The sequence below is a fragment of the Bacillus sp. YP1 genome, from assembly GCF_000877815.1.
GTDB lineage: Bacteria > Bacillota > Bacilli > Bacillales > Bacillaceae > Bacillus > Bacillus subtilis.
The window spans coordinates 1,305,301-1,327,424 of sequence record NZ_CP010014.1 but is presented as its reverse complement, the minus strand read 5'-3'; the positions used below and the strand labels follow the sequence as shown (position 1 = coordinate 1,327,424).

The window sequence follows — 22,124 nt, the reverse complement described above, 5'->3', positions numbered from 1 at the left end:
TTTTTCCATATGAAAAATCTTTTCAAGCTCCATTATTCAGTAACATCTCTTTCCTATGAATTCGTCTTATTCTTATTGAGTTCAACAATGGCTCTCGCCGCTACTTCAGCATCATCAAAATCGAAAGTTTCATTTCCGATCTGCTGATAGGTTTCATGTCCTTTTCCGGCAATGAGGACAACGTCGCCTTTTTTGGCATTGGCAATTGCGAAAAAGATCGCCTGCTCGCGGTTTGCAATACTGTGATAGTATGCGTTCTCTACTCCGGCTTCCATATCTCTTAAAATCGCGCGAGGATCTTCGCTTCTCGGGTTATCTGACGTGAAAATCGGCTCGTCAGCCAGCTCCACAGCAATTTTAGCCATTTTCGGGCGCTTCGTCTTATCTCTGTCTCCTCCGCAGCCGACAACGACAAATAGCTTTCCTTCCGTCATATCTCTGCATGTCTCCAGCACATTTTCAAGGCTGTCCGGTGTGTGCGCGTAGTCTACAATGACAGGAAACTCCTGCTGCTGATTGACCAATTCAAAACGGCCTCTTACACCATGCAATTCTTCAACAGCCTCAGTGATGATTTCAAACGGTATGCCTGCTGCAATACATGTTGCAACAGCGGCCAGCACGTTATACACATTAAATTGTCCGACGAGAGACATCGTGATGTGCTTCGTGCCTTTGTTTGTCACGAGATCAAAGCTTGTGCCCTGTGCAGTGATACTGATGTTCTTCGCCATCACATCAGCATCGTTTTTAATTCCGTATGTAGAGATATGCGCAGCTGTTACCTTTTCAAAATAAGCGCTCGCCTCATCGTCAGCATTCAGTACGGCACGCTTTGGATGTTCGTGGTTGAAAGCCCCGCCAAGTTGGGAAAAGAGCAAGCTTTTTGCATGCCGGTACTCATCCATCGTTTTATGATAGTCCAGATGGTCCTGTGTTAAATTCGTAAACACGGCAATATCATAATCACAGCCATGGACGCGCCCTAAAGACAAAGCGTGGGAAGAAACCTCCATGATTGCAGTGTCAACGTGCTTGTCATTCATTTTCTTAAACGTTTTCTGCAGCGTGACGCTTTCCGGAGTCGTGTTTTTAACAGGAAGTGTTTCGTCTCCGATTTTCATGTACATTGTACCGATCAAGCCTGTGCGTTTTCCCGCTTTTTTCAGAATCTCATCGACCATGTGGGTCGTTGATGTTTTGCCGTTTGTCCCTGTTATCCCAATCAGCTGAAGCTTCTTCGTCGGCTGTCCGTAAAACGCATCAGACAAAACGCTGAGCGCGCGAAGGGACTGCCGGACAATAATAACAGGAACATCCACATCGACCTTTCTTTCTGCCACAATAGCCGCTGCGCCGTTTTCTACTGCTTTTTGCGCAAAATCGTGGCCATCCACCGTATACCCTTTTACACATACAAAAAGACTCCCTTTCTTTACTTCTCTGGAGTCCATCTCAATTGAAGTTATTTCAGGGTCTTGTGAGTCGTTTACAGAAGGTTCGGTTGTTAAGTATGTAAGCAGCTTTGTAAGTTTCATCGTATCAAACCTCTCAACATTCTAATTCGTTCTTTTTATCATTGAAGTCACATCAAATGATGTGGTAATGATTTTAAGCATACAGTTCATATTTTAGCGTAAATAAAAGGATACATCCAGCTAATCTTGAAAGTTATCAGCATTTTTTCTGCAATAAAAGAATAGGCAGCCCGAATCAATCGGCTGCCTCCTTTTCATCTTCTTCAGTCAAATACACGCGTATCTTTGAGCCTTCTTTTACTTTCGTTCCGGCAGCTGGCGATTGTTTAACGATTTTGCTCCCTTTCCCGGAAGCATCCACATTGAGATTCACCAATAGTGACTCAAGATCTGAGACAGACATCCCTACAACATTCGGAACTTCTATTGTTTTTGTGTCGTTCCATTGGTATTTTTTCTCGATTTGATTTTTCCGGGGCTTCACACCAAGTTCCGGCAGACTGTCTCTCATAATATTTCCGACAATAGGCGCTGCAACCGTTCCCCCAAATTGAATCGTGCCTTTCGGGTTATCCACCGCAACGTAGACGACTAGACTCGGATCATCAGCTGGCGCGAAACCGATAAATGATACAATATGGTTGTTTTCAAGGTATTTTCCATCTTTAACCTTTTGTGCAGTTCCCGTTTTTCCTCCGACACGATATCCTTCTACAAATGCATTGCGGCCGGTTCCTTCTGCGACGACGCTTTCTAGAGCATAGCGGATTTGTTTGGATGTTTCCTCAGAAATGACTTGTTTCTTTGCGATTGGTGATTGTTTTTTGACCGTTTTCTTCGTAACAGGATCGATCCATTCCTTTGCAATATAAGGTGTGTAGAGCGTTCCTCCGTTTACAGCGGCGGATACTGCTGCAACCTGCTGAATCGGCGTGACGGATACTCCCTGTCCGAAAGCCGTAGTTGCTTGCTCCACCGGGCCCACTCTCTCAAGCGGGAATAAGATGCCTGTTCCCTCGCCTTGGAGATCAATCCCCGTTTTTTGTCCAAAACCAAAGTCTTTGATATATTTGAAAAGCTTTTCCTTTCCTAAGCGCTCGCCTAATTCAACAAACCCTGGGTTGCAGGAGTTCTGCACAACTTCCAGATACGTCTGCAGCCCGTGCCCGCCTCTTTTCCAGCACCGCAGTCTCGCTCCGTCAACTTCCGCATGCCCTTTATCATAAAATTGATCCCGTTTCAAATTTACTTTTTGCTCTTCAAGGGCTGCTGCAAGTGTAATAATTTTAAAGGTAGATCCCGGTTCATACGTGCTCCATACTGGCAGATTTCGATTGTAGACGGACGGATCAACAGATTGGTAATCAGCAGGGTCGAAATCAGGCCTGCTAGACATCCCCAAAATTTCTCCGTTTTTCGGATTCATGGCTACGGCAATCATGCCGTCCGGATGATATTTGGCCTCAGCGTTATCAAGCTCTCTTTCCATTATCGTCTGAACCTTTGAATCAACCGTCAGCTTCATATCAAGCCCATCCTTAGGCGGCGTATAGTCATCCGCTTCATCAGGCATTTTTTTACCCTTGGCATCTGTATAAAACTTAACAGAACCTTTTTCCCCTTTTAAATCATCGTCGTAATAGGCTTCAAGTCCAAGGAGTCCTTGGTTGTCAATTCCTGCAAATCCAAGCACATGAGATAAAAAGCTGCCGAACGGGTAATGACGGATACTGTCCTCCGCAACATACACACCTTTTAAATCAAGCGCTTTGATTTCTTTCGCCTTCTCATTTGAAATTTTTCTCCCTTCAGGAGTGATCTTTTCGATTGACGCTTTTTTTGTCACATGTTTATATACTTTTTCTTCTGACATATTGAGCACCGCCGCAAGCTGCTTGCTCGTTTTCATCGGATTCTGAATTTGGCGCGGCACGACGAATACGGTCGGCGCACTTTTGTTTGTTGCGAGCTTCACACCATTCCGATCCAGTATCTCGCCTCTCTCCGGCTCAAACGGCAAGTTACGGCTCCAGGAATCTTTCGCCAGCGAAGTCAGTTTTTCGCCCATCACAAACTGAACATACCCCAGCCTTGTATCAATGATCAGAAACACGAACACGCCAAAAAGCAAAACAAATAATAAACGTTTTCTAACCGTTACATTCGAGACGCGCAAGAGACCGTTCACTCCTTATTTAGGCTTGTTTCATTTTATGCCTGAAATTGGACAGGTAGAACGATGCTCCTCTGAAGGCATAAAAAAAGAAAGCCTGCATAACGCAGGCTTTCTTTTTAATCAGGATTTTTAAACTTAACCTTGATTACGGTTTTGTCTTTGATTTCTTTGTCTTTCTTAACACTTTGGCTGACAGCGTAGCCTTGTCCGCTTACTTCAATATGAATTCCCGCGAGCTCGCCGTACTGCAGAACCTCTCTTCTCGACCAGCCTGTCATATCAGGCATTTTGATTTTGCCGCCCGTTTTCAGGAAGACCTTTTGATTGGTGAGAACTTCCTCATCCGCTTTCGGATACTGTTCTTTTACAGCGACATCACTGCCGATGACAATTGGTGTGAGATTCTCCTCTTTTGCTTTCTTTTGAGCAGCAGCTACCGTTTGATCTGTTAAATCAGGCATTGTCTGCGCTTTTGTTTCTTCCTTATCTGAGTCAGATTTTTCAGTTGGTTCAATGTTCAGGTAGTGCAGGCTGTTTTTCATTGTTGGGTTGAAGATTTCAGATACTGGTTCTGAACTGCTTTGTCCTGCTTTTAGTTGTGGCTGCTGTACAGCAACATAAATTAAAAGCTCAGGATTATCTTTTGGTGCCATACCCATAAACGAAAAGATATAGTTATCTGTGCCGTCTAAATATCCGCCTTTACCGGCTATTTGCGCAGTACCTGTTTTCCCGGCAACATCAAAACCTTCGATTTTATAAGCTTGCCCTGTTCCGATCTTCGATGTAACGACTTCTCCCAATATATCCCGCACCTTTTTCGCTGTGCTTGCAGAAATTGGGGTTCCGGCTGATTCCGGCTTATTTTGATAAATAGTTTTATCTTTATCTGGGTCAACGATATGGTCAATGACATAAGGTTTCATCATTTTGCCGTCATTCGCAATTGCCGTCGCGGCCTGAAGCTGCTGAATTGGTGTGACCGCAGACGCTTGTCCGTATGCAGTTGACGCCTTATCAAATTCATATTTAAAGTTGATTTTACTGGAGACTTCTCCTGGCAAATCAATACCTGTTTTCTGGTAAAAATTGAATTTGTGCAAATATTGATTGAGGCGGTCATATCCCAGCTTTTCTTTCGCAAGTTTCGCAAAAGCGACATTCGACGATCTTAGGACGCCGTCATGATAGGTTGTCGGACCCCAGCCAACGCCTCCATTATGGTCCCTAACAGGTGCTCCGCCAACTTCAAATGTCCCTGACTTATATTGTTCGTTCGCATTAAACACGTTTTCCTGCATCGCAGCAGCGAGTGTAAAGATCTTCATCGTGGATCCGGGTTCATACGCATATGAAATCAAATCATTATAGTAGTTTGTCACATCACGCTTGTTCGGATCAAAGCTTGGGCGCTGTCCCATAGCAAGGACTTTGCCCGTTTTCGGATCGACAACTGCGGCCATGATTTTTTTCGGATTATACTTTTGCGCTACTTTTGTCATGCTGTCTTCTAAAAAGGTTTGAATTTTCTGGTCAATGGTTAAATATACATTGTCACCATTTTTTGGCGCTGTAATTTTATTTTTGCTGTTCGGGAGCTCCCAGCCGGATTTGTCGCTTTCATATGTCACATATCCGTCGCGCTCCTTCAAATACTTATCCAGCACTTTTTCTAACCCCATCGCGCCGGAAATTTCATTTGTTTCTTCATCAACCTCGGCATAGCCGATTAGATTAGATGCAAATACTCCGTTTGGATAGTAGCGTTTTGTATCCCGTAAAAATGAAATGCCCGGGAGTTTCATTTTTTCGATTTTTTGCTTTTGTGAATACGTAATATCCCGGCCAGCTGAGCCAAACTCGACTTGTTTTGCATCTTTATTTAAGATATCAAGGATGTCGGCCTTGTCCAAGTTTATCACTTTAGACAATGCTTCCGCCGTTTTTTCTTTGTTTACAACATGCTGAGGATGCTTGACATCAGTGGTCATTTTTTTATCGAGAATCGCAATCAGTTTATACGTCGCTGTGTCCTCTGCAATGACTTTTCCTTTTCGGTCTAAAATCGAGCCGCGGCTCGCTTCGATGGTCCGTTTCTTTTCATGCTGCTCTGTCGCTTTTGTCGCAAGCACTTCGCCGTTCGCTTTTCCGGTTATTTGAATATATGCCATTCTCCCCAGGATGACAAAGAAAAAGAGAGCGAAACAAATACTTAGAATCGCTGCTCCTCTATTCATAAATTTATTCTTTTTTGGCATTTGAATCATTCCTGTATGTTTTTCACTTTTTTATCTTTTAAATTCAAGCCGTTCTTTTTCGCAATGTCCATAATGCGCTGCGGTTTGCTTAAATCAGCAACGCTTTTTTCGAGGTCACCAATTTGCTTATTTTCGGATGAAATTTGCTCCTCAAGCTTTTGCACCTCAATATTGGTTTGATATGCCGCATACGCCTTCGATACGATCAAAAGCGATACGCTGAGCACCGCCGCAGCAAAGAGGACAAGAAGCACTTTTTCTCCGAGAGTAATGGAAGCCCTTTTCTTGACAATCACTTTTTTCTCAGGACTGATCGCATGCCGCTGCTGTTTCTCTGGTTGGTAAGCTAAATTGCTCATAGGCTGATGACCTCCTTTTAATTTTGCGTTCGCGTTTCGTTATTTTCTTTTTTCAGCAATCCGAAGCTTGGCAGAACGAGCCCGGTTGTTCTCTTCAAGCTCTTCTTGAGATGCCGTAATCGGTTTTCGTGTGATGAGCTTCAGCTCCGGTTCAAACTCTTCCGGTATAACAGGAAGTCCCGGAGGAAGTTCCGGAAGCGACGACTTTTCTTTAAAAGTGGTTTTGCAAATTCTGTCTTCTAGCGAGTGGAAGGTAATGACTGATACCCTGCCCCCTGGCTTCAGAACCTCAATTGCCTGCTCCAAAGCTTCTTCAAACACCCTAAGTTCATCGTTTACGGCAATTCTGATTGCCTGAAACACGCGTTTAGCGGGATGTCCGCCGCTCCTTCTCGCTGGAGCGGGAATCGCGTCTTTTATTAGATCGACCAGTTGGCCCGTAGTTTGAATAGGAGACTTCATTCTTGCCTCCTCAATTTTTCTGGCGATCTGTTTACTGAACTTCTCTTCTCCGTATTTAAAGAAAATACGGACGAGATCCTCATAGCGCCACTCATTAACGACTTCTTTCGCCGTAAGCGTAGCCGACTGGTCCATCCTCATGTCCAACGGTGCGTCATGATGGTAACTGAATCCGCGCTCCGGTGTATCCAGCTGCGGAGAGGACACCCCTAAATCAAATAAAATACCGTCTACTTCTGTAATGCCTTGTTCATTCAAACATTCTTTTAAATACCTGAAATTGCTTTTAATCAGAATGAGCTGTCCTTTATAGTCGGACAACACTTCTTTAGCATGCTGTAATGCCGTATCATCTTGGTCAAAAGCGATTAAACGCCCCTTCTCGGATAACTGCTGCAATAAGTATGTACTGTGCCCAGCTCCGCCGAGTGTGCAGTCTACATATGTACCGTCCGGCTTAATATTGAGTCCGTCTACGGTTTCACGAAGAAGTACTGTCTTGTGTTGAAACATATTGTGTTGGTCCCACCTTTTATCAGGATGAATTGAAATTGCTTTTAGAGTGTTATACACGAAGAATCATTATATATCAAACCCAATCATGTTTTCAGCAATTTCAGCAAATGAATCTTCTTGCTCTTCTGTGTATTGTTCCCAAATTACTTTACTCCACAATTCAATTCGATTAGAAACCCCGATAACAACACATTCTTTTTCCAGTTTGGCGTAATTCAATAGAGATGATGCGATATTTACCCTGCCTTGCTTGTCCAGTTCGCATTCAGTCGCCCCTGAAAAGAAGAAACGGGTAAACGCGCGGGCATCTTTCTTTGTGAGAGGAAGAGCTTTTAGTTTTTCTTCAATTTGTTTCCATTCGTGCATAGGGTAGCCGAAGAGACATTGGTCAAGTCCTCTAGTCAGCACAAATTGCTCACCTAGGCCTTCTCTGAATTTAGCGGGTACGATCATGCGGCCTTTCGCATCGATGGTATGCTGATATTCACCCATAAACATGATCTCTTGCCCCACTTTCTCTCCTTAACTCACCACTATTCACCACTTCGCTCCACAACTTCATTTTACACTGTTTACCCATAAAAAAAAACCCTGAACTATTCAGGGTTCTTTAAAACTTTATTTCAAAGTTTGACAACTTGATGTTGATTTTGAAAAGAAAATGGCAGATTCTTGAATGTCGTGAAGAATTTTGGACCGTACCTGTTCAAATAATACATGATATTCCAAATCCGTTCTTGCGGCGCAAGAAGCGGCTTAATGCTATTTTGAATTCTTTCATAATCCTTCAAGACGTAGCCTTCTTTTTCTTCAATTCGCTTCGTCACCGTGCGCTCTAAGAATTGAAGCTGATCCTGAATAAAAGCGGCATTTTTCAGGAGTAAAGGTTCCAAGCTTTGATCAACCTTTAACGCCTCCTGCCGAACCGTTTTGTGAATCGCTTCAATTTGGCTTTTCGCCTGATCCATCACCGCCGTAAACTCTTCCGGAATCTGGCGCTCGAAGTATGTCTCTCTTTGATTCTCCGTTCCGCGCTCAATCGCGTCTTGTAATGAGATATTCCGTTCAACCAGTTTTTTCTCAATATGCCGCTCAAGTATCGTAATGTTCAGCCTTGGCATGACAGGAGGCATTTTGAAGCCCATCACCGCAAAAGCCTGTTTGAGCTCGCCCCAATAATTGATTTCCCCAGGCCCTGCAATAAATGCTAAAGTCGGAATGAGATATTCCTGCATTAACGGTCTCGTTACAACATTGTTGCTGAAACGCTCTGGATGTTCTTCCATATGTGTATGAAGTTCATCTATCGTCCATCCTAGATCAAGCTCTTTGATGACAAATCGGCCGTTATCTTTTTCAATTAAAAAACGCTCTTCTTCGTATTCATAAAACAGATTCGCCTGCTTTTTTCCGGACTCGATAATCGGTTTGTAGCCTGCTTGACGCATGAAGGCCTGCTGATCTGATACAGCCCGGGAGAGTTCATCATTTTCTCGAAGAATCTTTTGGAACATGGCCGTTTCCAGCTTTTTAATCCCCGGATCTCCAGAATTTAATAAAACTAAGCCCTCTTCTTGGAACAAATCCGCGATCAGCAGTTCAAAGAAGTCAGTAAACGTAACAGATTCCCTTAAACATCGTTTCACATTGTCGAGAAGTGTATTCGTATGGTCTGTTTCTTCAAAAGCGGCAAAAACATCATCTATCCACGCGGCACACTTTTCCTGATCAAGCGATGTACTCGCTGCTGATGATTTCTTCCAATAAGACTGAGGCAACTTTTTTTTCACAGGCCCATTCTCTTCAGATGTGTGAACAAAATTAATCTCATCCAAATCGTGGTCTTCTCCAGCCACCCAGAAGATTGGTATGACAGGCACTTGCAGTTCCTTTTCTTGTTGCTTTGCTAAAACAATGATTGAAATGATTTTATGTATGGTGTAAAGCGGTCCTGTTAAAAGTCCTGCCTGCTGTCCGCCGACTACAGCGGCACTTGACGGGTCCTTCAGCTTCTCAATAGCAGACTGCATCGCACTTGAACCGAATTTATTATGGTAAGAGGTTAAGTACGCCGCCAATTCCTCTCTTGCGAAAAACCGGGAAGATAAGTCTTCCAGTCTTTCTCGCCACATGTCCTTATGATGAATACTGTAATCAAAAAAAGAAGACATTTCTTCTTTGCCATCTATATAGTGCTGTACAAACACATTCTGATTTTTGATGGAAAGTTCAGTTAGCTGCATCTTCTAGAACTTCCTTTCTCCAATAAATAGTTAGTGATCCGAAATGAGTATAGCATGTTACCGAAAAAGCTCAAAAGACTTTGTTTGTATTTCGCTCCAATGCTTTGATGCTGCCATATAAAAACTCTAGGTGGACTGCATCAAGACCTTGAAGACTTGCTTCCTTCAATAAGTATCCGATAATGGCATCAGCTTCCGTCTGCCGGCCTCCAATGACGTCAACCAGCATGGATGAACGATTCTCTTTCGTTTGCCCACAAACGGCCTGAACCCGCTCCCAAGCCTTTTCTTCGTTTTCAAGTTTTAAAATGCGGCATGCCTCCTGAAATACCAGCTTCATAAAAGCCAGATAAGCTGGCGTTGTCAGCAGTTCTCCATTTTTTACCTGCAATAACGCAGTTAAAGGATTAATACACGCATTTACAATCAGCTTGCCCGTCAGCAGACGGTACCAATCCGTCTCATAATAAATCGGAAAATCCGAATGGTTATGCTGAAACAAGATGTTCAGCCGGTCTGGTTCAGCATCGTCGAACGCGCTCCATTTTATCGCACCTAGGCCTGTATGATCAACAGCTGTATCCGATTTTCTTACAGCTCCGTGCTCAACGATTCCAACATAAATGGAATGGCCAACGTGCCAGTCTTTTAGGTCGTGGATATGCCCCATGCCGTTTTGCAAAAATAATATATTCGTCTTTCCGATCCGTTCAAGCGACGAAAAAACAGATTGAAGCTGATGCTGCTTCACTGTCACGACAAGCAGGTCAAAGTCCGAATTGATACTCGTGTCCGCACTGCAATCAGCCCTGAATTCCTCCCCGCCTTTATAAAGCCGGATTCCTTCAGACTGAATGGCCGCAGCCTGTTCTTGCCGCCTCGTCACAACAGTCACGTCGTGATAAAGTGACAAATAATAGGCGCATAAAAGACCGACGGAGCCTCCGCCGATAATTCCAATTTTCATGATGTCACACCCAATTTAGCATTTACGTATTATCATAGCAGAAGTAAGAAGAAATTACTTCTCAAAGATTCCATGTGCTTAAAATTAAAGTTTAAATATTTGGATTTTTTAAATAAAGCGTTTACAATATATGTAGAAACAACAAAGGGGGAGATTTGTTTGACAAAGGTAGAACGTCTGCTTATCAACTATAAAACGCTGGAAGAATTCAAGAAATTCAAAGAATACGGCATTCAGGAGCTTTCAATGCTTGAAGAACTTCAGGATAATATTATTGAAAATGACAGCACCTCGCCTTTTTACGGGATTTATTTTGGCGATAAACTTGTAGCACGAATGAGTCTGTATCAAGTTAACGGCAAATCGAATCCCTATTTTGACAACCGCCAGGATTATTTGGAGCTGTGGAAGCTTGAGGTTCTTCCGGGCTACCAGAACAGGGGATACGGGAGAGCCTTGGTTGAATTTGCAAAATCATTCAAAATGCCGATCCGGACAAATCCGAGAATGAAATCAGCGGAATTTTGGAACAAAATGAACTTTAAAACTGTTAAGTATGATATGGCGAGGGACAAAGGGGAAAACCCGCTCATCTGGCATCCTGATATGGATCACGAAATGACACCAGGAGAGTCTGCATAGAAATCAAAACAACCGGCCTATTCTTACTATAGGGCCGGTTCATTTCAGGCGTTTCTTTACGTTTCTTGAGCCGCTTTTTTCATTCTTCCGTCTTCCTTAGAAACAACCATTTTTCTGGCCCGATCCATGATATCGATCAGTGCCTTGTAATCCTCTTCTGTCATCTCTAGCTGATTCCGCAATGTCTGATTTTCACTCCGCAAATCCTCAAGCTCTTTTTGCAGCGATTGGATTTGCTCCTTCAATTTTTCCCTTTCAAGCTGAAATTCTTGTGCAGACGGCGCTTCTTTGAATTGTTCGAGAAATTGAATGACATCCTGAATGGACAAATCTCGTTTTCCTTCTGACGATGCCGAGGCAGTCTGCTTCATGGAATTCGGCATATTGACCGAATGAACGCCGATTTGCTTTCTCAGTTCTTTCCTTTGCTTTTTTGCAAGCTCTATACCTGACTGGTATTGTTTTCTCACATACGAGTTCCACCTGAAACCACAGGCTGCCGCGGTTCTGGTCAGCGCCCTTCCAACCTCCTCAAAGGCTGAAAGCTGTGTTCCTCCCTCTCGAATATGACGAAGCACCACTTCTGCCAGCAGCAAATCCTCATCCTGAGTCCAAGCATCTTGTCTTGTAATGGTCAAATTCAATCTCCCTCCATGTCAGCTTATTTATCTCATACATATGCCGGTAATAGATTAGATAGACTATTTGCACTCACAAATTTTCCGCAAGCTGACAGGAAGAGAAAAAGAAAAAGCGCAGGGCTTTCACCCCGCGCTTTTCTTATTAGTTACTTTTTACATTTATGTCTTTGCCGTTGTATGATCCGCATGCTTTGCATACACGGTGAGACAACTTCATCTCTCCGCATGACGGACATTCTGTCATACCAGGTACATTAAGTTTGAAATGTGTACGGCGCAATCTTTTCTTCATTTTAGAAGTTCTTCTAAAAGGTACAGCCATTATTCCCACCTCCTTAAAGAGTTAAGATTCATCATCTTGTTTTAAGAGCTTTTCAAGGGCTGCAAGTCTCGGATCAACTTGATTCTTCTTGTCTTCTTCCGAAATGACTTGCCAATCCTTTCCTTCTTGAGGAGCAGCTCCTTTTTCTTGTTCAGATTCACAAAAGATTTGCATAGGGATTTCTAAAAGAATTTCTTCTTTCACGATCGGAGTTAAGTCGATAGTATCGTCCTCAACAATATGAACGTCATCATCTTCTATATCATCCGTGTGATGAAATATAAACAGTTCTTTTGTTGAAATTTCAAATGGATACGGGACATCAACGAGTGTTCTTGAGCATGGCAAAATCATTTCGCCTGAAATTGTAAAATCAAACGAAACCTGTTTGGATTTGATATCCGCTCTGCCCTTCACCCGGACGGGAGAAATGCGGCGAATGTCAGAATTCAGCTTTGTCAGCTCATTTAACTCAACTGTTTCATCAAACTCAAAACTTTGTTTTGGCATTTGATGCAGCTGATAAATCGTCCATTTCATTTGTATCACCTCAGGAAAGCAACAAACATGATTATAGCTTTTAAGATTGTTTTTGTCAATATTTTTTCTTTACAGCATAATGCTGCCATTGAAGTATCGTTGACAGCGGAATATGCTATGCATACACTTAAAACAAAAATAAGGCGTAAGAGTTTTCATTTGCAAATGTACCATACGTTTTTAAACATAGCAAGAAAGGCGGAAAAAATATGAAAGCTGTCGGATTGGTGGTTGAATATAATCCCTTTCATAACGGTCACCTTTATCATGCCCAAACAGCAAAGCGGCAAACCGGATGTGACACGGCTGTCGCGGTCATGAGCGGGCATTTTTTACAGCGTGGGGAACCGGCTGTTGTGTCAAAATGGGCCCGAACAAAAATGGCCCTGCAAAGCGGAGTTGATCTTGTTATTGAGCTGCCTTATCTTTATGCCGTGCAAAAAGCAGACATTTTTGCACGCGGCAGTGTTTCCATCCTGAACGAACTTGAATGTGAGGCGCTGTTTTTCGGGAGTGAAAATGGGGATATCAAGCCGTTTTTAGAAACAGCACAGCTTATTGGTGAGCATAAACATACATTTGATGACCGAATTAAAGAAGAACTTAAAACGGGGACGAGTTACCCAGCAGCGGCGGCTAGCGCCTTCAGCTCCATTTTGCATACCGAAAGTGCACTTGACTTGTCAAAACCAAATAACATTTTGGGATACCAGTATGTGACTTCGATTCTAACCGGGGGATACCCTATGAAACCTTATACCACGGCACGCATCTCTTCGGACTATCATGATGCCGATCTCCCTGAAGGCGAAAACCACATCGCAAGCGCCACAAGCATCAGAAGAGCGATGACTGGCCAGAATCTCGAAGCCTGCCTTCGTTTTCTCCCTGCTGCATCTGCACGTGAATTAGCAGCTTACCGCAAATCTTTCGGATTGTGGCATACACCTGAGAGCTACTTTTCTTACTTAAAATACAGCCTTTCAACTGTAACGGCACAGGAATTACAGCAAGTATACGAGGTGGAGGAAGGTTTAGAGCACAGAATTCTTCGTTCGATCAGAAAATCCAGCTCCTATCAGGAATTTATGGAACTGCTGAAAACAAAACGCTATACGTGGACAAGGCTCCAGCGGATGAATACACACATTTTAACCAGAACAAAAAAACAGGATATGCAAAAGCTGCTTGACAACGATAAGGCGCCGTATATCAGGCTTCTCGGCATGACGAAAAAAGGACAGGCTTATTTATCCGAAAAGAAAAAAGCACTGTCTGTTCCGCTTGTCAGCAAACTGTCCTCTTTCTCCCATCCAGCTCTCGATCTGGACGTAAAAGCAAGCAGGATTTACAGCCTGCCAATAGAAGAGCCGCTGAGAACTGAGTTTGACCTGCAGGAATACGGACATGCACCGATTCGATATGATGAAGATGAACAACACTTTTTAAATGTATAGAAAAAGCACCTGAGAATCAGGTGCTTTTCGCTTTCAGCTTATTCAAATAATCAATCGCATCCTGCATGGTATCAACAGGCACAATCTTCATATTTGAATCAATATCTTTTGCTGTTTTTACTGCGTTCTTATAATCGGAATTGCTGGCGCCGTTTTGATTTGGCGCGAAGAAAATGTCTTTTCCGGCTTTGTCTGCGGCGACGACTTTTTGATCAATGCCGCCGATCGGGCCTACTTTCCCATCAACATCAATGGTACCTGTTCCCGCAATATCGTAGCCTTTTGTTTCGTCTGGTTTTGTCAGCTGATTATAGATTTCAAGGGACATCATTAACCCTGCTGACGGGCCGCCAATATTTTCAATTTCAAAATCAATATCAGGCTCTACCTTCACGTTTCTGTCTGTATAAAGCGAAACTCCGATTCCTGCCCGATCCGGCTCATCAGGAAATTGTTTTAACGTAAGGGTGACACGCTTTTCTTTTTCTTCTCTTTCGATCTTTAACGTGACTTTATCTCCCGCTTTTTTGCTGCTGATATAATCAATTAGCTTTTCAGCAGACTGATAGTTTTTGCCGTCTGCGCTGATGATTTTATCACCGACTTCTATTTTCCCTTTTGCCGGCATGTTTTCTACAACAGAGCTTGCGTATATGCCGTTAAAGGAATAGCTGACTTTTTTTCCTGCCTTTTGATAGGCGGCTATAACCGCATTTTCTTGCGAGCTTTTCATCATTTGGAGCTGTCTTTTCATATACTCCTTATCTGACTCGCCTTCCTCCTTAATGCTCTCATCAGGAACAATTTCATAATAAGGGTGCATCTTTGCCCACACATATGTAAACGGATTAGCCGGTCCCACTTTAACAGTCATTAAGGACAGGCTTCCTTTTTCCGGGTAGCCTCCCTCCACTTTTATCAATGAAGCAAGCTCTGTCGCTTCTCCCGGTTTTGTAATATAGTATGGAAGTTTTATAAATGATAAAACGGCGATCAGTATGAGGATGACGAGCATCCAGCTAAAATGTTTTTTACGTAGCAAATTATGAGCCCTCCCAATTCTCTATTTCTTTTCTTATCTTGCTGATCATTCGGTTTGTCGCCTCTTCGCCTGCCGATATCATTTCTTCAATATTGGCAAACGAGCTTGAGCTGTATGTTTCAAGGGAAGGGCGAATCATGATATCTGCGGCAATTGTTTGATGCCGCACTAATTCATTTTGCAGTATATCCATACTTTGCATAATCACATCAAAAATATGCACTGCTGTTTCAGTTTTTCGAACCCTGGAAACATCCGAAGCGATGATAATATCAGCTCCCATGTCTTTCACAACAGAAACCGGAATTCGATCGACGACCGCGCCGTCTACAAGAAGGCGTCCGTCCAGCCGCTGCGGAATAAAGATACCCGGGATGCTGATGCTGGCCCTCACTGCATCTGACACTGATCCTTTTCGGAACACAACCTTTTCTCCCGTCTGTAAATCACACGCAACAATGCCCAGCGGGATTTGGAGCTCTTCAATCGGTTTTCCGAATGTATAAGCATGCACAAGCTGTCTGACGCGGTCACCTTTTAAAAAACCGAGCTTCGGCACCGTATAATCAGCATAAAGCCTTCGTTTAAAGGCTTTGGCTACTTTTTTCATCGTTGCCACGTCATGTCCGGCGGCATAAAAACTGCCCACCAAAGCGCCCATGCTGCTTCCTGCAATCATATCCACTTCAATTTGGTGCTTATGTAAACTGGAAAGCACACCGAGATGAGCGAGCCCTCTGGCCCCTCCCGATCCTAACGCTAACCCGATTTTAGGTTTGGCCAAAGCGTTAACCTCCTGCCTGAATTCCCTGTATACCGAATTCTATGGTCTAAACTGAACCCCTATGCTCGTATATTAGTACAAAGAATCAAGAGGACAGGTACTGCTTGGCCGTTTTACATCATACATTATTTTATCATGATATACATGTCATTGGGCATTTTTAGCATCGGGGAGGTAAGAATGAACTTGTCGAAGATTAATACACTTTTGATTGCCTCGTTTTTTCTTTTTTTAACAGCGACTGTCATCTCACATCCACAGGCCTCATTCGAAGCCTCTAAAACCGGGCTGTCTATGTGGTGGGAGGTTGTGTTTCCGTCATTGCTGCCATTTTTTATTCTGTCCGAACTCTTAATCGGCTTTGGCATTGTGCGGTTTGTCGGTGTTTTGCTTGAGCCTTTTATGCGGCCGATCTTTCGCGTGCCGGGTGTCGGCGGCTTCGTTCTTGCTATGGGAATGGCATCAGGAAACCCAGCGGGAGCAAAACTCACTGCCCGTCTGCGGCAGGAAAATCAGATTTCAAGAGTAGAGGCAGAACGGCTCGCGTCGTTTACCAATTCTTCAAACCCGCTCTTTATTTTCGGCGCTGTTGCCGTCGGTTTCTTTCAAAACGCGTCACTAGGCATTTTATTAGCTTCTGCACACTATTTGGGGAATCTTGCCGTCGGTTTAACAATGCGTTCCTATGGCCGCAAGGAAGAGCAGCAACTCAGAAGAAAGAAAACGATACCTTTCCCTTCAGTCAAAGATGCTTTACACGCTCTTCATACCGCCAGACTTGCAGAAAAACGGCCCTTGGGTAAAATTTTAGGCGACGCCGTTACGTCTTCTGTTCAAACGCTTCTTATGGTAGGCGGCTTTATTATTTTATTTTCTGTCTTCAATCGACTGTTGTCAGTGGTCCAGCTGACTGATGTTTTGTCTGTTTTCACAAAAGGAGCACTGACTTTGTTTCAGCTTCCGACTCAATTGGACATTCCGCTTTTATCAGGGATGTTTGAAATTACATTAGGCAGCAAGCTTGTCAGCGAGACAGATGTTTCTCTTCTGCAAAAAGCCATTATCGTCAGCTTTATTCTCGGGTTTAGCGGCTTTTCCGTACAAGCTCAGGTGGCAGGTATTTTATCGGAAACCGACATTAGATTTAAACCATTCTTTATCGCACGTTTGCTGCAGGGCGTTTATGCCGCTGTCTTCGTCATGCTTTTATGGAAACCTCTTTACACGGCATGGCATGATCCGTATCAGTATGTATTTAAATCTCTTAACAGCAGTGACATGCCAACTGCCTTTATAAACGGCTGGAATCTGCTTGTGCAGATCGGACCTGCTGTCACACTATGCGCGCTGTTTACGTACATTATCATTTTTTCTTACAGACTGACAAACGGAACAAAAAAAGGATGAGTCAAAACCCTCATCCTTGTCTGAATTTTTGCTGAAGCGCCAACTCTACTTCCGGCGGTACAAACTCTGATACCGAGCCGTTGTATCTTGCCACTTCTTTTACGATGCTTGAACTTAGAAACGAATATTGATTGTTTGTCATCATAAAAAATGTCTCAATAGATTCATCAAGCACACGGTTTACTGATGTCCCCTGCATCTCGTATTCAAAATCAGATACAGCTCTCAAGCCTCTTAAAATCGCTTTCGCATTTTTTCTTTTTGCATAATCAATTAACAGGCCTTGCGATGTTTCAACTGTTATGTTCGGAATGTCTTTTGTCACTTCTCTCAGAAGCTCACACCGTTCTTCCACACTGAACAAAGGCTTTTTTGAAGAATTATTCAGCACACATACATACACTTGTTCAAAAATATGCGCCCCGCGTTTGATGATGTCCAGATGCCCGTAGGTCACCGGATCAAAACTGCCGGGGCAGACAGCTATACTCGCCACCTCACTACCCCCTCTTTTTATAAATCGCCACACCTGTTAACCCATAGGTTTCTTTTCTTGTCATCACAAGATCTCCTACGGTTTCGGGAAGCTCGACCTCTCTGTCATGCTCAGCGACGATAAAGCCGTCTTCTTCCAGCATTTGATATTCGTCAATCAACGTTAAAAGTGCTTTCAGCTTTTGTTCCTTATACGGCGGATCGAGAAAAATTCCTCGAAAGCCGGTTTCTCTTTTAGCAGCAGCGTGCAAAGCACGTTCCGCATCATTGCGGTATACCTGTGCATGTTTTGTAAGCTCCAGCGTTTTCAAATTAGATTTTACCGTTTGAATCGCTTTAAAATCACGGTCAACGAATATACAATGCTCAAACCCGCGTGAAAGCGCTTCGATTCCAAGACCTCCGCTCCCTGCGAATAAGTCAAGTCCCCTGCCCCCGTCAAAATAAGGGCCGATCATATTGAAAATGGATTCCTTCACTTTATCGGTTGTCGGTCTTGTTGATGTTCCGGGTACAGCCTTTAGTGAACGGCCTTTTTTTGATCCAGAAATTACTCTCATGTTCCACACCACTTTTTCTAAAAGCTATTTTGTTTCTTTATTCGGCCGGACGCCGCTATGTACATAGAAAAAAATCAATCCTATCTTAACATAAAGCATTCTTCCAAACAATGAACGCTAATCTTGATAAACAGGTGTATAGGCAGCATGATCCTTGTCCATACTATAAGCAACAGCATCTAGAGGATGTTGTTGCCAACCGCGGAGAAGACTTACGTTTCCCCATAAGTTCTTCCTCCGGTTTCTCCTCTCCCTTTGCCTTCTCCTTAACATATTAAGGAATAGAAGGACCCCGCAGATGCCTGCGGGGATTTTTTTATAGCTATATGCCGATTTTATAATCGTATTCTTTTGCCTTATCAAGCTTTGACTCGAATTCCAATTTTAAAAACGGTTTATAAGAAGGCTCCACTTTTTTCACAAATGAGTAAGACGCAATCTTGTCCATTGTTTTTTCAATTTGGTCCATATCACAGTACAGTACGACATACTTTAATCGTTTTGATACATAGTGCACATTCCCGAACTTCCTCAGCATTTTGCTCTGCTTTAGGGAGTGCAGATACACAACCATGCCCTGGCGCCTATTCTCCAATACAATCACCTGCCTGTTTTCTCTTATATGTAAAAGACGAGACGGCCAGTCTCGTCAGGACACTTTACATCCGCAGCTTCCGCCTGAACCGCAGCCGCCTCCGCATGAAGACAAACCGTCAAAATAAGGGTTCCCAGTCGGAACTTTCACATGCTCCGAAACAGCTGTCCCAATCTCAACGCTGACCTCATCAAGAATGGACTGGAGCTCATTTTCAGCTCTCTTGAAGTCAGCCACCTTGTCGTTCAGGTCCAGCTCACGTTTGATCTCCCTCATTTTCCGGGATATTTCTCTATAGTCAGGATGATATTTGCCAAAACGCTGTACATCCTCATACTGCTCTTTTATTTTGATAAAAGAACGAATAATCCGACCTGCCTCTTCATCTTCCTGGAGACGCTTGTAACAATTGCGGTAGTTCTCAGCCGTCTCCGACTGCAGAATCATCTCGGCAAGCTGCTGAGCTTCACTTTGAAGCCGCACGGATTCCATCGTCGCATACATAACATGCACCTCCAGTTGTTAGTTTACCATGAAACCAGCCAATTGGAAAATGCTTAACCGCAGCCGCCAACAAAACCTTATGACCGCATGAAAAAAGACCCTTTTTCAGGGCCTTTTAATCTTTTGTCCGCATCGCTTGAAACATTTGCATCATCATTTGCGCCATTTGAATCCCGTTCGTAAACTGATTCACCCGATGCGGAATGGTTTTTTCATAAAAATTCATCATTTCAAGCTGAAAGGAGGACAGATCATCCGGTTTTCTTGAAAGCCTGCGGTACCATATCGGCTGTTCTCTGATGAATCGTTTCCGTTCTTCGTTTGCTAAAATATATTCCTGAACCTCTTTGCGCATATGAGCTCCCCTTTTTTAATCCTTTCGAAAAGAAAAAGGATGCTGTCCAGAACCTGGCTGAGAATGCTTCTGTCCGCTTCCGGAAAATGTATTAAGAAGGCTTTGCAACGATGAGATCGACTGGCTCATTTTATTGATTTGTTCGTTCATTTGATTGACATCCATCTTTTTCACCGCTGTCACCATTTTCGAGACAAAATCATTTTTTTGCGGTGTTTCAGGCACAGCTTCAGAAGCTTCTTCCGGTTCCCGATACGGATCCCAAATCGGGTCGCTCTCCCCGAAGAGGACCCAATTTTCATATACGTCCTGCCAGCTTCTTTGTTCTTTGCGCACTTCTTTTATCAGCTTGGGATGCTTTTTGACGAATTGTTTAAAGTCATTGATTGAATGATTGGCATGTTGATTCGCCACAATCCTCACCCCCTCCGAAAATCGTTACCTACTACAATGTATCGTTTTGTCGGGCATTGTGTTCGCCTATATTCATTCCCAAATGAATTTTTACCGATATCCCTATACACTGGTGAAAAAGCCTGACTGAAGGAATTGGAAACGGCCTTATCTGTAAGCTATCAGCACATTCATTCAGACCAGCTTGTATGGAAATAGAAAAAGCCGGGAACCATTCTTCCGCGGCTTTCATTACCATCGCTTAATAAAATTTTGGGTGTAATATTTCCGGTCTACTCCGACACCAAGATGCGTATAATCTGAATTCAGAAGCGCTTTTCGATGGCCTTCGCTATTCAGCCAGCCTTCTACAGCGGCCGGACCGTCCACATAATTGTATGCGATATTTTCTCCCGCTTGCTGAAAGTCAACATGCCCTTCTTCTAGGCGGTCTTTCAGCGAGCCGTATTTTTTAGAGACATGGGAGAAATAATTATTTTCCTTCATATCCTCACTATGTCCAAATGCCACTTCCGCCGTTGGCTGATCCCACTCAAGCTTCGCAAGTCCGTGTTTAACGCGTATGACATTCGTCAAATCAAGGATTTGCTTTTCGCTCGTTGTTTGGATCTTTTTCCATTTCTCATCTGAAACGGCTTTCGGTTTAATTAATTCCCCGCGGTACACTACCTCATAAGGTCTTTGTTTTACAAAGGTCTGCGCATCAAACGCCCTGATGCTGGATAGCTTCCCCTCAAATTTGTCCATATACAGCTGGACATACATCTTTCCTACCTTTACAGTCGGTCTTGTATTGATATCCTCTTCAGAAAATTCAAACCGATAGGAATTTCCTTTATACTCTACATTCACAAATGGTGCCACCTGGGTGGTCTTGAATACATCGCCAGTTGATTCTCCAATTTTGAAAGGCTTGGCGTTAATATCATTACCCGACGCGAATAATGTGACCACTTTATTGTTTAATACCCCGATTTGGATATATTGATCCTTACCTTGATTGTATACCCACCAATCGTAATCATAAGCCGAAGGGTCAATACGTTCAGGTTCCCCAAGCTTTTTCGTTACTTCATCGGCGGGCTTGCCCATGAAGGACAATAACCCTGAAGTCGGCATATGTATTCGTTTGCCGCTTTGCGCTTCCTCATTCGACACCTGAGGCTCGCTGTCATTTGATTTCTTTTCAGGAACAGATCCATATTGAATAAACAGAACATAAGTTCCGCAGATAATCAAAAGGATAACCATTGCTCTCAATATATTTTTCAATCTATCACCCCCGTGGCGATTCACAATCTCTTGTTTACATCCCATTACAATACAGCCTATTTAACATGTCAAAGATTTATGTGTTAATGGAAAAAGCCTTCTTCTCTATTATCACCTTCGGAAATATCCGATAAGGCGCTGCCAGCACGTTCATTCGTTTGCTCAGATAAAGAAAGATCACCAAGCGTGACAATTCCAGTCAGTTTTTTATTTTTTGTAACTGGTATCCTTCTGAGCTGATGCGATGCCATCAAATGAAGAACCTCATCGACTGAAGCATCTTCCTCCACACTGACAGGTTTTTCAGTCATCGCGTCAGTGATTTTTTGCGAGTTCGGTTTTTTGATGGCGATTCCTCTTAATACGAGATCGCGGTCGGTTACGATGCCGACCAATGTTTCCCCGTCCTCATCAACTACCGGAATCGCTCCTACATTTGCGTCCTTCATCTTTACTGCAGCTTCATATACATTATCTAATACCGTGCAATATTGCAAGTCGGCTGTCATCAGATCTTTTATTTTTGTCATCCGTTTAACCTCCTTTAGTCTAGTGCTATTGTCGTCAAAATTTAATTTTTGCATACTTTCAAAAGAAGAAGATTCATTGAAAGTTTAACGCTTTCATACTATGAT

25 protein-coding genes are annotated in these 22,124 nt (G+C 43.3%); 4 read left to right on the top strand and 21 right to left on the bottom strand.

Translation table 11 applies throughout. The annotated features are described in order from the left end of the window. Positions 1-53: 53 nt before the first annotated feature. The 8 genes from QF06_RS06615 to QF06_RS06580 all read right to left on the bottom strand — a co-directional run bounded on the left by QF06_RS06615 (position 54) and on the right by QF06_RS06580 (position 10,459). Positions 54-1,538, bottom strand: coding sequence for a UDP-N-acetylmuramoyl-L-alanyl-D-glutamate--2,6-diaminopimelate ligase (locus tag QF06_RS06615; protein WP_041850857.1), 1,485 nt, complete (start codon positions 1,536-1,538; stop codon positions 54-56). Between the two features lie 175 nt (positions 1,539-1,713). Next, entirely contained in the window at positions 1,714-3,654 is a 1,941-nt protein-coding gene (locus QF06_RS06610) for a stage V sporulation protein D (protein ID WP_043940111.1), read from the bottom strand. A gap of 116 nt (positions 3,655-3,770) precedes the next feature. Then, positions 3,771-5,912: a penicillin-binding protein 2B gene (gene pbpB, locus QF06_RS06605; protein ID WP_043940110.1), complete on the bottom strand. Its 2,142-nt coding sequence runs from the start codon at positions 5,910-5,912 to the stop codon at positions 3,771-3,773. Positions 5,913-5,917: 5 nt separating this feature from the next. Beyond that, positions 5,918-6,271, bottom strand: a complete 354-nt coding sequence (gene ftsL, locus QF06_RS06600) for a cell division protein FtsL (RefSeq protein WP_003232200.1) — start codon at positions 6,269-6,271, stop codon at positions 5,918-5,920. A 39-nt stretch (positions 6,272-6,310) separates the two neighbouring features. Further along, on the bottom strand, positions 6,311-7,246 hold the full coding sequence (rsmH, locus tag QF06_RS06595) for a 16S rRNA (cytosine(1402)-N(4))-methyltransferase RsmH (protein ID WP_015715844.1): 936 nt from the start codon (positions 7,244-7,246) through the stop codon (positions 6,311-6,313). Positions 7,247-7,315: 69 nt separating this feature from the next. Further along, positions 7,316-7,747, bottom strand: coding sequence for a division/cell wall cluster transcriptional repressor MraZ (gene mraZ / locus QF06_RS06590; protein WP_003221402.1), 432 nt, complete (start codon positions 7,745-7,747; stop codon positions 7,316-7,318). A gap of 125 nt (positions 7,748-7,872) precedes the next feature. Next, a complete protein-coding gene (bshC, locus tag QF06_RS06585) occupies positions 7,873-9,492 on the bottom strand; it encodes a bacillithiol biosynthesis cysteine-adding enzyme BshC (protein WP_041850859.1) in 1,620 nt (539 codons plus the stop codon). Positions 9,493-9,562: 70 nt separating this feature from the next. Continuing rightward, a complete protein-coding gene (locus QF06_RS06580; RefSeq protein WP_003232206.1) occupies positions 9,563-10,459 on the bottom strand; it encodes a 2-dehydropantoate 2-reductase in 897 nt (298 codons plus the stop codon). 159 nt (positions 10,460-10,618) lie between these two features. Here QF06_RS06580 and QF06_RS06575 point away from each other — a divergent pair, with 159 nt between their 5' ends. Continuing rightward, on the top strand, positions 10,619-11,101 hold the full coding sequence (locus tag QF06_RS06575) for an N-acetyltransferase (protein ID WP_014476736.1): 483 nt from the start codon (positions 10,619-10,621) through the stop codon (positions 11,099-11,101). A gap of 56 nt (positions 11,102-11,157) precedes the next feature. Here the strand turns inward: QF06_RS06575 and gerR are convergent, their stop codons facing one another. The 3 genes from gerR to QF06_RS06565 all read right to left on the bottom strand — a co-directional run bounded on the left by gerR (position 11,158) and on the right by QF06_RS06565 (position 12,604). Then, positions 11,158-11,739: a sporulation-specific transcriptional regulator GerR gene (gerR, locus tag QF06_RS06570; protein WP_015383592.1), complete on the bottom strand. Its 582-nt coding sequence runs from the start codon at positions 11,737-11,739 to the stop codon at positions 11,158-11,160. 145 nt (positions 11,740-11,884) lie between these two features. Then, positions 11,885-12,064: a 50S ribosomal protein L32 gene (rpmF, locus tag QF06_RS21060; protein WP_003154457.1), complete on the bottom strand. Its 180-nt coding sequence runs from the start codon at positions 12,062-12,064 to the stop codon at positions 11,885-11,887. 21 nt (positions 12,065-12,085) lie between these two features. Next, positions 12,086-12,604, bottom strand: coding sequence for a YceD family protein (locus QF06_RS06565; RefSeq protein WP_014479718.1), 519 nt, complete (start codon positions 12,602-12,604; stop codon positions 12,086-12,088). 27 nt (positions 12,605-12,631) lie between these two features. Here QF06_RS06565 and QF06_RS06560 point away from each other — a divergent pair, with 27 nt between their 5' ends. Both QF06_RS06560 and QF06_RS06555 read left to right on the top strand, forming a co-directional pair. Beyond that, entirely contained in the window at positions 12,632-12,817 is a 186-nt protein-coding gene (locus tag QF06_RS06560; RefSeq protein WP_003232215.1) for a hypothetical protein, read from the top strand. Beyond that, on the top strand, positions 12,814-14,061 hold the full coding sequence (locus QF06_RS06555) for a nucleotidyltransferase (protein ID WP_041850860.1): 1,248 nt from the start codon (positions 12,814-12,816) through the stop codon (positions 14,059-14,061). Before QF06_RS06560 ends, QF06_RS06555 begins: the two co-directional genes overlap by 4 nt. Positions 14,062-14,077: 16 nt before the next feature. Here the strand turns inward: QF06_RS06555 and ddcP are convergent, their stop codons facing one another. Together ddcP and QF06_RS06545 are read right to left on the bottom strand one after the other, a co-directional pair. Then, positions 14,078-15,103 carry a protease DdcP gene (gene ddcP, locus QF06_RS06550; RefSeq protein ID WP_003245451.1) on the bottom strand — a complete coding sequence of 342 codons (1,026 nt, stop codon included), beginning with the start codon at positions 15,101-15,103 and terminating at the stop codon, positions 14,078-14,080. A gap of 1 nt (position 15,104) precedes the next feature. Beyond that, positions 15,105-15,887, bottom strand: coding sequence for a patatin family protein (locus QF06_RS06545; protein ID WP_021479345.1), 783 nt, complete (start codon positions 15,885-15,887; stop codon positions 15,105-15,107). 180 nt (positions 15,888-16,067) lie between these two features. Here QF06_RS06545 and spoVV point away from each other — a divergent pair, with 180 nt between their 5' ends. Continuing rightward, on the top strand, positions 16,068-17,294 hold the full coding sequence (gene spoVV / locus QF06_RS06540; RefSeq protein WP_014479716.1) for a dipicolinic acid transporter SpoVV: 1,227 nt from the start codon (positions 16,068-16,070) through the stop codon (positions 17,292-17,294). 10 nt (positions 17,295-17,304) lie between these two features. Here the strand turns inward: spoVV and coaD are convergent, their stop codons facing one another. The 8 genes from coaD to QF06_RS06500 all read right to left on the bottom strand — a co-directional run bounded on the left by coaD (position 17,305) and on the right by QF06_RS06500 (position 22,019). Further along, positions 17,305-17,790: a pantetheine-phosphate adenylyltransferase gene (gene coaD, locus QF06_RS06535; RefSeq protein WP_003245283.1), complete on the bottom strand. Its 486-nt coding sequence runs from the start codon at positions 17,788-17,790 to the stop codon at positions 17,305-17,307. A 4-nt stretch (positions 17,791-17,794) separates the two neighbouring features. Then, positions 17,795-18,349 carry a 16S rRNA (guanine(966)-N(2))-methyltransferase RsmD gene (gene rsmD, locus QF06_RS06530; protein WP_015483196.1) on the bottom strand — a complete coding sequence of 185 codons (555 nt, stop codon included), beginning with the start codon at positions 18,347-18,349 and terminating at the stop codon, positions 17,795-17,797. 322 nt (positions 18,350-18,671) lie between these two features. After that, positions 18,672-18,944: a YlbG family protein gene (locus QF06_RS06525; protein ID WP_009967171.1), complete on the bottom strand. Its 273-nt coding sequence runs from the start codon at positions 18,942-18,944 to the stop codon at positions 18,672-18,674. Positions 18,945-18,998: 54 nt separating this feature from the next. Further along, a complete protein-coding gene (gene ricF / locus QF06_RS06520) occupies positions 18,999-19,448 on the bottom strand; it encodes a regulatory iron-sulfur-containing complex subunit RicF (RefSeq protein WP_003221370.1) in 450 nt (149 codons plus the stop codon). Positions 19,449-19,563: 115 nt separating this feature from the next. Further along, positions 19,564-19,803 (bottom strand): YlbE-like family protein, encoded by a 240-nt coding sequence (locus QF06_RS06515; protein ID WP_003232231.1) that lies wholly within the window; start codon positions 19,801-19,803, stop codon positions 19,564-19,566. Between the two features lie 15 nt (positions 19,804-19,818). Then, positions 19,819-20,217 (bottom strand): YlbD family protein, encoded by a 399-nt coding sequence (locus QF06_RS06510; protein WP_003232233.1) that lies wholly within the window; start codon positions 20,215-20,217, stop codon positions 19,819-19,821. A gap of 231 nt (positions 20,218-20,448) precedes the next feature. Then, positions 20,449-21,489 (bottom strand): CAP domain-containing protein, encoded by a 1,041-nt coding sequence (locus QF06_RS06505; protein WP_041850862.1) that lies wholly within the window; start codon positions 21,487-21,489, stop codon positions 20,449-20,451. Between the two features lie 83 nt (positions 21,490-21,572). Continuing rightward, a complete protein-coding gene (locus tag QF06_RS06500; protein WP_003221362.1) occupies positions 21,573-22,019 on the bottom strand; it encodes a CBS domain-containing protein in 447 nt (148 codons plus the stop codon). Positions 22,020-22,124: the final 105 nt, after the last annotated feature.